This is a genomic window from Pseudomonas sp. TAA207 (genome assembly GCF_001529285.1).
GTDB lineage: Bacteria > Pseudomonadota > Gammaproteobacteria > Pseudomonadales > Pseudomonadaceae > Aquipseudomonas > Aquipseudomonas weihenstephanensis.
Map to the genome: position 1 here is coordinate 214,729 of NZ_LLWJ01000063.1, position 11,909 is coordinate 226,637.

The following is an 11,909-nucleotide window of genomic DNA, read 5'->3' on the forward strand; positions in this document are numbered from 1 at the left end:
CAGCGCCTCGCCGCACGCCTTAGACTGCACGCCAGACTGACTCACCCCAAGGACTGCAATGACTGCGCGTAACGCCTTGGGCGCCCTGCATATCGGCGCCTTACTGTTTGGCCTTACCGGCGTGTTCGGCAAGCTCGCGGCAGCTTCAGCCAGTGTGATTGTGTTTGGCCGCGCAGGTTTTGCGGTCATTGCGCTCGCCTGCTTTGCCGCCGTGTCCCGCCGTTCACCCTGGCATGCGTTGACCCGGCGCGATGTGCGCAGCCTTTTGGTCAGCGGCTTGCTGCTGGCCGGGCATTGGGTGAGCTTTTTCATCGCGGTTAAAGTCGCCGGCGTGGCGATCGCAACGTTGGGCTTTGCCAGTTTTCCGGCGTTTACCGTGCTGCTTGAAGGGCTGATCTTTCGCGAACGCATCCGCCTCAACGAAATCATGCTGGTGGTGCTCGTCAGCGTCGGCCTGATTCTGGTCACCCCCACCTTTGATCTGGCGAGCCAGGCCACCGAAGGGCTGCTGTGGGCGATTGCCAGTGGCCTGACCTTTTCCCTGTTGTCTCTCAATAACCGCGCCAACGCAGGACGAGTCCCGGCCGTGCAGGCTGCCATGTGGCAAAACGCTGTGGTTGCGCTGTGCCTGTTGCCCTTCGCAGCGCCGCAGATCAGCAGCGTGCGCCCGCTCGATTGGGTCTGGATCGGCCTGCTTGGCGTGCTGTGCACCGGCGTCGCGCACAGCCTGTTCGTTGCCAGCCTCGCGGTGATCAAAGCCCGCACGGCGGCGGTCGTCTTCGCCCTGGAGCCGGTGTATGGCATCACCCTGGCGTGGCTGTTGTTCCACGAAACCCCGACGCTGCGCATGCTGCTGGGCGGCGCGCTGATCATCGTCGCGATTGTGGCGTCAAGCCGTATGGCCCGCGGCGCCTCAGCGGTTAAACCGGCGCTGGACGCCGCTCACTGAACCCGGTCGTTGTGCCCAAGGTCACGCTGGGGGTCAATCTGGTCACGCACGCGCTGCTTGAGCACTTTGGCCTCCGGGAAGCCGCCATCGGCCTTACGCTCCCAGATCTGCACCTCGTCACAGGTAATGCGAAACACCCCGCCTGTTCCTGGCTCCAGCGCCACGCGCCCCAGGTCATCGGCGAAGGTACTGAGCAGTTCCTGAGCCAGCCAGGCGGCGCGCAACAGCCACTGGCATTGAGTGCAATAGGTGATGACGATGTGTGGCTTGCTGACTGACATGATTTCAAAAGCTCTTGAAGAGAAAGGCGCCGCTATAATAGCCGCCTTTGTCGCTTGCCCAGAGATTCAAGATGCGCCGCCTGCTTTGTTGTCTACTGCTTTGCCTGTGCCCGCTGATGCTGTTTGCAGCCCAAACACCGCAGCCAAAAATCGGCCTTGTGCTGTCGGGTGGCGCTGCCCGCGGCCTGGCCCACGTCGGCGTGCTCAAAGCATTGGAGGAGCAAGGCGTTCACATTGATGCCATCGCGGGCACCAGCATGGGCGCGGTGATTGGCGGGCTGTATGCCTCGGGCTACAAAATCGACGAACTGGAAAAACTCGCCCTCGGCATCGATTGGCAAGAAGCGTTGTCCGATGCGCCTGCTCGTGAAGACGTGCCCTTCCGGCGTAAACAGGACGACCGTGATTTTCTGGTCAAGCAAAAGTTGAGCTTTCGCGACGATGGCAGCCTTGGCCTGCCGTTGGGGGTGATTCAGGGGCAAAACCTGTCGTTGTTGCTCGAAAGCCTGCTGGCGCACAGCAGCGATGTGCGTGATTTCGACAAGCTGCCAGTCCCTTTTCGTGCAGTGGCCACCGACATTGTCAGCGGCGAAAAAGTCGTGTTTCGCAAAGGGCATCTGCCGCAAGTGATCCGCGCCAGCATGTCGATCCCCGCCGTATTTGCCCCCGTGGAAATCAACGGCCAGTTGCTGGTCGACGGCGGCATGGTCGACAACATTCCGGTGGATGTGGCCCGCGAAATGGGCGTCGACATGGTCATTGTGGTCGACATCGGCACCCCGCTGCGCGGCCGCAAGCAGCTCAATACCGTGTTCGACATCCTCAACCAGTCCATCACCCTCATGACGCGCAGCAACTCCGAAGTGCAACTGGCCTCCCTGAAGCCCGATGACGTGCTGATCCAGCCCGCGCTGGCCAGCTATGGCGTCACAGACTTTGGCCGCTCGCAAGAAATCATCGACGCGGGCTACCGCGCCACGCAGAACCTCGCCAATCGTTTGAGCGGCCTGCGCCAGCCGTCAGATGTGCAACTCAATGCAGCACGCACGCCCGAAGAGCGCACGCCGGTGATCACGGCGATCAAAATTGAAAACGACTCAAAAATCGGTGACTCGGTCATTCGCTATTACATTCGCCAACCCGTGGGTGAGCCGCTGGATCTGGGACGTTTGCAGCGCGACATGGGCACGCTGTATGGCCTGGACTACTTCGAGCAGGTGCAATACCGCGTGGTGCATAAAGGCGATGATCGAACCCTGGTGATCAGTGCCCGTGGCAAGCGCAGCGGCACCGATTACCTGCGGCTTGGGTTGAACTTGTCTGACGACATGCGCGGCGACAGCGCCTTCAACATCGGCGCCAGTTACCGGGTCAACGGCATTAATACACTGGGCGCAGAATGGCTGACGCGGGTGCAAATCGGCGATCAACAAGAGTTGTACAGTGAGTTCTATCAGCCGCTGGACGCGGGTTCGCGCTACTTTATCGCGCCTTACCTGCATGCTCAGTCGCAGAACGTCGAAGCCATTCTCGACAATGACCCGATTGCCGAATATCGACTGGAACGCTACGGCTTTGGCTTGAACCTGGGCAGACAGATCGGCAATAGCGGCGAGATTCGTCTCGGTGTGGGCGAGGCATGGGGCAAGGCAGACGTCAGAATTGGCGAACGTGACTTGCCGAGCACCAGTTTCAACGAGGCCTTTTATGACATTAAGTACTCGTTTGACTCACTGGATAACGTGTATTTCCCCCACGAAGGTGAAGACATCAGCCTCAGCGTTCGGCAATTCGAGCCGGGGCTGGGTTCTGATGATCGCTACCGCCAATGGGAATTCCACTTGGACAAGGCGCTGAGTGCCGGGCCAAACACCTGGATTTTAGGCGGGCGATACGGCCGTACGCTGGACAAGGCCGAGGTCGTGACGTCAAGTTTCTTGCTGGGGGGTGCGCGCCAACTGTCAGGGTTCCGCCAGGACGCCATCTCCGGGCAAAACATCAGTTTGATGCGCGCGGTGTACTACCGTCGTCTGACCCCACGCTCATACTTGCCGTTCGACTTCCCGCTGTATGCCGGTGCCTCCCTTGAGCGCGGGCGCGCCTGGAACAACGACAACGAGTTCGACAGCGGCTACATCAATGCGGCCAGTATTTTCATTGGATTCGACACACCCCTGGGCCCGCTCAACTTCAGCTATGGCTTTAACGATGATGATCAAAAGGCGCTGTATCTGAATTTGGGCCAGACATTCTGACCTCCCCCAGTAGGCGCAGCCTGCGCGAGCGCCTACGAGACAGGGAGCATCAGTTTTTTTCGAGGTTGTCCAAAATTCGCTTGTGAACGCGCATGCAGATGCGCTGTTCTTCTTCGGTAATGCCCACAAACAATTCCTGGCGCAGGGACGTGGCAATCGCTTCAATTTGTGCGATCAATGGCCGCGCGGTTTCACTCAGGATGATTTTTTTCGCACGGCGGTCTTCAACCACCGCATGACGCTGAACCAGCCCCTGCGCCTCAAGACTGTCGAGTAAACGCGCAAGCGTTGGCCCTTCTACCCCGACGCTTTGTGCCAGTTCGCGCTGAGTGGGCGCCTCGTCAAAACGGGCCAGGTGCAGCAGCACCAGCCACCGCGCCTGCGACAGACCCAAACCAGCAAGGCGCCGATCCAGCTCAGCCCGCCAACCCCGCGACATTTGGGCCAATTGCATACCGAAACGGTGTTGATCGGTTAAAGGCATAAAAAACTCAATGATTAGACTGAAATAGAGTGAAACGAATTGTTAGCCAGCTAAGCATGGAGTTTGTCAATAGGCAAGGCCCTAAAGTCACTGAAACGTTACATATCGCAATTTCGTTTAAATTTCGAACTCCGATTGCAGTGCAGCGCGCACGCAATACAGCACACCTTCTGGTACACGCCCCTTGAATTGCTCGGCGATGCTGGCCACGCTCGGCAGCTCGCCTTCGCCATCAAGGAAGGCATCCTGCACTTCTTCCATCAGCTCTTCGGGCAAGTCCAGCGCTTGTTCCAGCGACAGTTCCTGACGGCCAATGGCTTCAGCCAGCATCGTGTACACATTTTTTTCCGAGCATTGCAATTGACCGGCAATTTGCATGGGCGTCATGCCTGCACGGGCCAGGCTGATCAACTCGTGACGAATGTCGGCCACCACTTTGGGGGTCTCAGCCTGACCGCCCAACACTTCAAGGAACGCCTCGCCATAACGCTCCAGTTTGCGTGCGCCAATGCCGCTGACCTTGGCCATGTCCGACAACGACGTCGGCTGGCTGCGCAGCATTTCAAGCAACGTTGAATCGGGGAAGATGACGTAAGGCGGCACCCCATGCTCTTCGGCCAGTTTGCGCCGCAGCGCACGCAGCGCCTCCCACTGTTCGCGCTCTTCGCCGCGCACCAATTGGCTGGCCGGGCTGGCAGAACTGCTTTTGACCGTGGTTTGTGGCTTGAGCTCACGGCGCAGTTCAAGGGTCACTTCACCGCGCAGCAGGGGGCGGCAGCTGTCGCTCAGGCGCAAACCACCGTAGCCCTCGATATCAATATCCGCCAGACCGCGCGCCACTAATTGCCGGAACAATGTGCGCCACTCACCTTCTGCGCGGTCTTTACCCACACCAAACACAGATAAATGCTGATGCCCAAAACTGCGCACCTTTTCGTTGTCGCGCCCTAACAACACATCGATCAAATGCCCCGTGCCATAGCGCTGGCCGGTGCGGTAGATAGCCGACAACGCCTGACGCGCAGGCTCGGTGGCGTCCCAGGTTTGCACACCATCGACACAGTTATCGCAATGCCCACACGGTTGCGGCATCTCTTCATCAAAGTAGGCAAGCAGGGTCTGACGACGGCAGCGGGTTTCTTCGCACAAGGACAACATGGCGTCGAGCTTGTGATGCTCAAGGCGCTTGTGACGCTCGTCACCTTCGGAGTTTTGCAGCATTTGCTTGAGCATCACCACGTCTTGCAGGCCGTAGGCCATCCACGCGTCCGCCGGTAAGCCATCACGCCCTGCGCGGCCGGTTTCCTGGTAATAGGCCTCAAGAGATTTAGGCAGATCAAGGTGTGCCACGAAGCGCACGTTGGATTTGTCGATGCCCATGCCGAAGGCGATGGTGGCAACCATAATCAGCCCTTCCTCGTTGAGGAAGCGCTTCTGGTTGGCGGCCCGGGTTTCGCTCGGCAAGCCTGCGTGATACGGCAAGGCCGGGAAGCCCTGATCGCAGAGAAACTTGGCCACTTCGTCGACTTTTTTGCGCGACAGGCAATAGACGATGCCCGCATCGCTGCGCCGCTCCGAGAGAAACGCCAGCAATTGTTTGCGTGGCTGCTCTTTAGGCACGATGCGGTAAAAAATATTGGGCCGGTCAAAGCTCGACAAAAAACGTTCGGCATCTTGCAGATGCAAGCGGGTGACGATTTCTTCGCGGGTACGCTTGTCTGCCGTGGCGGTCAGGGCAATGCGCGGCACATGGGGAAACATCTCGGCCAACTGCCCCAGTTGCAGGTATTCGGGGCGGAAATCATGGCCCCACTGCGAAACACAATGCGCCTCGTCAATGGCGAACAGGGCGATGTCCAGGCTCTGCAAAAACGCCATCATGCGCGGCTGTACCAGACGCTCGGGCGCCAGATAGAGCATTTTCACTTCGCCGCGCTTGATCCGGTTGGCCAGCTCGCGTTGCTGGTCGGCACTGAGCGTGGAGTTCAGCGCGGCTGCGGCCACCCCCAGTTCCTCAAGCGTGGCCACCTGATCATCCATCAAGGCGATCAAAGGCGACACCACCACCGCCAGGCCGTCACGCAGCAGCGCAGGCACCTGGAAGCACAAGGACTTGCCACCGCCCGTGGGCATCAGCACCAAAGCGTCGCCACCCTTGGCCACGCGCTCAATAATGTCACCCTGGCGGCCACGGAAACTGTCGTAGCCGAAGATGTCTTTGAGTACGCGTTGAGCCTGTTCGAGCATAGAAACTCCAGAAATCGCCGAAACACCCCTGCGCAGGCGGTATCCGGCGCGGCCTCAAGCCTGGTTAAAGGCTCGGGCGCAGGGCGCAGGACCCGCTGCATTAAGCGCAGGGCATCACAAAACGCGGCAGTATACCCGAGCGTTCTGTTGCGCAGGGCCTTGTAATTGCATGACCGATCACCGGGAAGTGATGGCAAATGCACCCTGCGGCTGGCCTGTAGCCTCAAGAAAGCCTAGAATTCGGCATCGTATATTTTCTAGGTAGTCCTTAATGTCCTTCGCTGAGCAACTAACCCGCCTGCAAGTCTTCCTCGACGCTGACGAACTGCATGACGAGGCGCTGGACTACGTGGCCACCCACGGTTTTCTGACCGCCCTGTCCATCTGTTCCGAACAAGTGCCTGAGCGTGAATGGATCGATGCGATCTTCTCCGAGCCGCCGCACTACACTGACGACGCTCAACGCAAAGAGATCGAAGAAACATTGATTCAACTTAAAGCTCACATCGCACGCCAACTGGCGTCCGACGAAGAGTTCGAGCTGCCGTGTGATCTGGACCTGGGCGACGAACCGGACGACTCCGATTTGCGCGGCTGGTGCATCGGGTTTATGGAAGGCGTGTTTATGCGCGAAGCCGCCTGGTTCGAAACCGCCGAAGACGAAGTGAGCGAAATGCTGCTGCCTGTCATGGTCGGTTCGGGTCTGTTCGATGATCAGCCCGAGTTCGAAGACATCGCCAAAGATGCCAACCTGATGGACGACATGATCGTACAAATCCCCGAAGCCCTGACCGCTCTGTACCTGCTGTGCCAGGCACCTGACGAAAAACCGGCGATCCTCAAGCCTCGCCATCACTGAGTGTTCAGTGACTAACCCCTTACCCGGCAACCGGCCCCGGTTGCTGCGCTACACACTGTTCGCCATCGGCTGGCTGAGTGTAGCGCTGGGGGTTATCGGTATCTTCCTTCCCGTTTTACCCACCACACCCTTTCTGCTATTGGCCGCCGCCTGTTTTGCCCGCAGCTCGCCGCGTTTTTATCGGTGGCTGGTTGAACACCCGCGCCTGGGGCCGTGGATTCGCGACTATCTGGACGGCAACGGCATCCCCCTCAAGGGCAAGGTCTATGCCATCGGCTTGATGTGGTTGAGCATTGGCGTGTCGTGTTACCTGGTGCCATTGCCGTGGGCACGCGGGTTTATGCTGATCAGTGCCGTGCTGGTGAGTGTTTACATCCTGCGGCAAAAGACCCTCGAAAAGCCCTGAACCGAAAACCCCGTAACCACTGCTGCACGGGCATCCGGCGACAACGTCGTCGTAGAGCCTGGGTTCGCGACATTCTGGCAACACGCAATTACCCGCGTTTACGATCGCCGCGCAATCGCACCTCGCCTGCGCCAACGGCAGCGCAGGCCCGTCACCCCCTAGCAGCTGCGTAGCCGATTACACCGTGTCCACCTTCAACGAATGATCATTGAGCATGCCGTTGATGATGGTGGCCGTATCGGCTCCGCCCGCTATAAGCCCGCCCGCACCCGGTGTGACCCCGTACTGGGTCGCCAGATTGACCCCGGCCAGATCAATGGTCTGGGTCGGCGTGGCCCCGGCGACCGCGCTGATGTCGATGCTGCTCACCAACGTGGCACCAGACCCCGTCACTTTGAAGTGCAGGTAATCATCCAGCGAGGCGGCCGTGGCATTCTCGCCTTGCAACAATTGCGACAAGTCGAGTTTGTCCGAGCCAAACGTGAAGTCGGTCACGGTGTCACGCCCCGTGTTGCCTTGCTGGTAAAGGAAGGTGTCATTACCCGTGCCGCCGGTCAGGGTGTTGTTGCCCATCCCGCCAATCAGAATGTCGTCACCGCCGCCGCCGTTGAGGGTGTCGTTACCCAGACCACCATTGATCACGTTGGCATTGCCATCGCCCGTCAGTACGTCATTGAAGTTGGAGCCGGTCAGGTTTTCGATCGACACCAGCGTATCCAGGCCCGCGCCGACGGTGTTTTGCTGTGCCGTGCTCGCCAGCGTGACCGTGACCCCGGCCGCCGAGTGGGCATAACTGGCAGTGTCATTGCCCGTACCGCCATCGAGCAGATCGTTGCCCGAGCCGCTGAACAACAGGTCATTGCCCGCATCGCCATAGAAGTTGTTGTTGCCGGTGGTCCCTGACAGCACGTCATTGCCGTCGCCGCCATGCACCGTGTTATTACCGGCAGCCACCAGCATCACGTCATCCCCCGCCGTGCCGGTCAGTGATGTCCCGGCTTGATACGTGAGCGTCACACCCCCGCTGTCACTGCCACCGTGGGAATCGCTGGCGATGTAACTGCCCGAAAAGTTCGGCGACACGGTGGTGTTGGCATAACCAATGGTCATGTTCAGGTTGTAGGTTTCAGCCGCATTACTGTTATCAGGGTTGGTGATGTTCGTGATGTGGATTTGATAAGTGCCAGTTTGCCCTGCGGTAAACGTCCCGCCGTCTGCGATGGCCGTGTAGGCCCCGCCGTTGAACGAGTACTCCATGCCAATCCTGCCAGCCAACAGGTTGTGGTCCAGATTGAGCGTCTCGCCCTGTTTGAGGCTGACGCTGATCACGTCCTCGGCATTGGGGTTAGCGGCCGCATTGGTGACGGCCCCCAAATAACCGCTCACCAACAACGCGGCGGTCATGGTGCTGGTGTTGATCTTGAAGGACGAACGATCAACGGTCAGTTGTTGGTTGGCCAGCGCATTCGCCGTTGCGTTGAACGTGCCTGTAGGCAATGTGCCCGTGGTGCTGGTGAAGCCTGCCCCCTTCGCGCCCCACAGCGTGGTGAACGTGGTAGGGGTTGCCGACAAAGGATCACCATTGGCGTCTGTGTCATTGGCCAGCAACACATCACCGGGCACCGCAATCGTCGGCGCCAGAATGTTGGTGATGATGTTGTCATTGCCTGCCACGGGGGCGACGTTTGGATTGACATGAATGACCACGCTGGAACCTGCCAGATCGCCATCATTGTCGCTGACCACAAATCCGATGGTTTCATTGAACGGCGTCGCCGCGACAGTTTGCGGCGTGTAAGAGTACGCGCCAGTGTCCAGGTTAATCACCAGATTGGCGCCACTGTTGGTGGCGATGGTCAGGGTGTTGTCGACCGTATTGAACGTCCCGTGGTTCACCGTACCCGTAAACGTCAGCCCGCCCGCACCATTGCTGGCTTTGGGATCATAGGTGTAGGTGGCGCCGTCCACCGTGATCGACTTGATAAAACCACCGTCGGCGCCAAATGAGCCGCCTTCCAGCAGCGTGCCGGTCACCGTCGGTGCAATCACGGTGCCTGCCAACACCGAGTTGAGTTGCGACAGATCCGTTACCACTACCGCGTTGGTGTCGGTGTGGGTGCTGCCGTCATACGCCAGCGGGTTGAGGTTGGCGTTGCTGACCCCAGTGCCCAGGCCGATGGCGTAGTTTTTGATGCTGTTGGCATCCAGAAAAGCCTTCAAGGCCACTTCATCGCTGGCACTGATGTTCTGCCCTGCCGTCGGCGCACCATCAGAGAAGAAATACCCGACGTTTTGCGCACCTGTCAGCTTGCCGCTCGAATTGAAGGCCGTCTGCGAGGTTGCCACGGCGCCATCATAGTTGGTGCCCCCGCCTGCGGTGAGCGAGCCCACAAATGCCTTGGCCTGCGCCACGGTTACCCAGCCACCGCTGACATTCGTCGCCGAGCTGCTGAAAGCCACGACTTGTACCAGCACATCGCCCATGCCTGCGTATTTGTCCAATAACGCGTTGATGGCTTGCTTGGCCAGTTGCAGACGGTTCAAGCCCGGCACACCGGACGGATCGCCCATGCTCCCGGACACGTCAATGGTCAGCAACAGGTTTGAATCCACCTTGACCGTGGTCACCGAACGTTCGGCGGCGACGGCTTTGGGCACGTCATCGACGATGTTGATCTGGATCGTACCGGTGGTGGTGTTGCCCAGTGAGTCTTTGGCTTGATAGTTAAACGTTTCGCCCACAACCGTGTTGGGACCGTCATTGGCATTGGGCGTGGTTTTCGGGGCCGAGGTCAGGGTGTAGGTGTATTTACCATCGCTGCCGAGTTGCAATACGCCATAAGTGCCCGTGGTACTGCCCTGCAAGGTGAAGGTCAATGGCCCTACGCCACCGGTGGTGGTCGTCGTCAAATCGCCGGTAGCCGTTTCTGCTGTTGACGCAGGCGTACTGCCCGTCACCGTGCCTTGTGCCAAATCGGCGCCATCCTTGACCAAGTCCAGCGCATTTTCAAACACAGTCGTCTGTGAAGCACTGGTTACTTTTAGTCCACTGTCCGTCAAATTGAACGTCACCGTGGCGGTGCTTTGGTCGCCGTCGCCATCGCGGATGGTGTAGGTAAAGGTGTCAGTGGCGGTCGGCGTGGTCACCAGGTTTGGTGTGCCTTTGTACACCGCCGTGCCATCCGCCGAGATGGTCAGCGTGCCGTAAGTACCGTTGATCACGGTGCTGCCGCCACTGGTGACGGTGACTGCCGCGTTGCTACCGGCTTTAATCGCCACTACTGCGCCGCCTGCCGCCCCGCCGTCTGCGCCCAACACGTCATTGGCCAGTACGTTGAGGGTCGAGGTGCCGCCTTCGATCAGGGTGCCAGTGTCGTTGGTGGCCTGCGGCACATCGTCGACGATGCTGATTTTGATCGTGCCGGTGGTGGTGTTGCCCAGCGCGTCGGTGGCCTGGTAGGTGAAGTTCTCCAGACCGGCCACGGTGTTGGCGCCGTTGTCCGCGCCGGGTGTGGTTTTTGGCGCCGAGGTCAGGGTGTAGGTGTATTGGCCGTTGGCATTCAGTTGGATTTGGCCATAGGCGCCCGCTGTATTGCTCAAAAGGACGAAGGTCAGAGCGCCCGAACCGCCCGAGGTGTTGGCGGTCAGGTTACCGGTGACGGTTTCAGCGGTTGAGGCTGGCGTACTGCCAGTCACGGTGCCTTGCGCCAGATCGGCGCCATCTTTGACCAAATCCAGCGCATTTTCAAACACCGTGGCCTGCGCATCGCTGACCACTTTCAAACCGCTGTCGGTCAGGGTGAAGGTCACCGTGGCGGTGCTTTGGTCGCCGTCGCCGTCACGGATGGTGTAGGTAAAAGTGTCAGTGGCGGTCGGCGTCGTCACCAGGTTTGGTGTGCCTTTGTACACCGCCGTGCCATCTGCCGAGATGGTCAGGGTGCCGTAGGTGCCGTTGATGACGGTGCTGCCGCCGCTGGTGACGGTGACTGCCGCGTTGCTACCGGCTTTAATGGCGACCACTGCGCCGCCTGCCGCCCCGCCGTCTGCGCCGAGAATGTCGTTGGCCAGTACGTTGAGGGTCGAGGTGCCGCCTTCAATCAGCGTGCCGGTGTCGTTGGTGGCCTGCGGCACATCGTCGACGATGCTGATTTTGATCGTGCCGGTGGTGGTGTTGCCCAGTGCATCGGTGGCTTGGTAGGTGAAGCTCTCCAGACCGGCCACGGTGTTGGCGCCGTTGTCCGCGCCGGGTGTGGTTTTTGGCGCCGAGGTCAGGGTGTAGGTGTATTGGCCGTTGGCATTCAGTTGAATTTGGCCATAGGCGCCAGTGGTGCTGCCGAAAGGCAAACGTCACCGCGCCCGAACCGCCCGAGGTATTGGCGGTCAGGTTGCCCGTCACGGTTTCAGCGGTTGATGCCGGGGTGCTGCCAG

7 protein-coding genes and 1 pseudogene are annotated in these 11,909 nt (G+C 59.5%); 4 read left to right on the plus strand and 4 right to left on the minus strand.

Going from position 1 to position 11,909, the window contains the following annotated elements; genetic code table 11:
* Window positions 1-58: 58 nt before the first annotated feature.
* Window positions 59-949: a DMT family transporter gene (locus AP059_RS10030; protein WP_059763056.1), complete on the plus strand. Its 891-nt coding sequence runs from the start codon at window positions 59-61 to the stop codon at window positions 947-949.
* Here AP059_RS10030 and AP059_RS10035 read toward each other — a convergent pair.
* Window positions 943-1,230, minus strand: a complete 288-nt coding sequence (locus AP059_RS10035) for a SelT/SelW/SelH family protein (RefSeq protein WP_048366198.1) — start codon at window positions 1,228-1,230, stop codon at window positions 943-945. The genes AP059_RS10030 and AP059_RS10035 overlap by 7 nt on opposite strands.
* Window positions 1,231-1,301: 71 nt before the next feature.
* On the opposite strand from AP059_RS10035, the gene AP059_RS10040 reads away from it, so the two are divergent.
* Entirely contained in the window at window positions 1,302-3,485 is a 2,184-nt protein-coding gene (locus AP059_RS10040; protein ID WP_059763057.1) for a patatin-like phospholipase family protein, read from the plus strand.
* Between the two features lie 49 nt (window positions 3,486-3,534).
* Here the strand turns inward: AP059_RS10040 and AP059_RS10045 are convergent, their stop codons facing one another.
* Together AP059_RS10045 and recQ are read right to left on the minus strand one after the other, a co-directional pair.
* A complete protein-coding gene (locus AP059_RS10045) occupies window positions 3,535-3,969 on the minus strand; it encodes a MarR family transcriptional regulator (protein WP_048366196.1) in 435 nt (144 codons plus the stop codon).
* Window positions 3,970-4,086: 117 nt separating this feature from the next.
* Window positions 4,087-6,216 carry a DNA helicase RecQ gene (gene recQ / locus AP059_RS10050; protein ID WP_059763058.1) on the minus strand — a complete coding sequence of 710 codons (2,130 nt, stop codon included), beginning with the start codon at window positions 6,214-6,216 and terminating at the stop codon, window positions 4,087-4,089.
* A gap of 271 nt (window positions 6,217-6,487) precedes the next feature.
* Here recQ and AP059_RS10055 point away from each other — a divergent pair, with 271 nt between their 5' ends.
* Entirely contained in the window at window positions 6,488-7,075 is a 588-nt protein-coding gene (locus tag AP059_RS10055; protein WP_059763059.1) for a UPF0149 family protein, read from the plus strand.
* A 7-nt stretch (window positions 7,076-7,082) separates the two neighbouring features.
* Window positions 7,083-7,481, plus strand: a complete 399-nt coding sequence (locus tag AP059_RS10060; RefSeq protein ID WP_165599926.1) for a YbaN family protein — start codon at window positions 7,083-7,085, stop codon at window positions 7,479-7,481.
* Between the two features lie 177 nt (window positions 7,482-7,658).
* Here the strand turns inward: AP059_RS10060 and AP059_RS10065 are convergent.
* Window positions 7,659-11,909: pseudogene (locus AP059_RS10065) on the minus strand (beta strand repeat-containing protein); the annotation flags it as partial.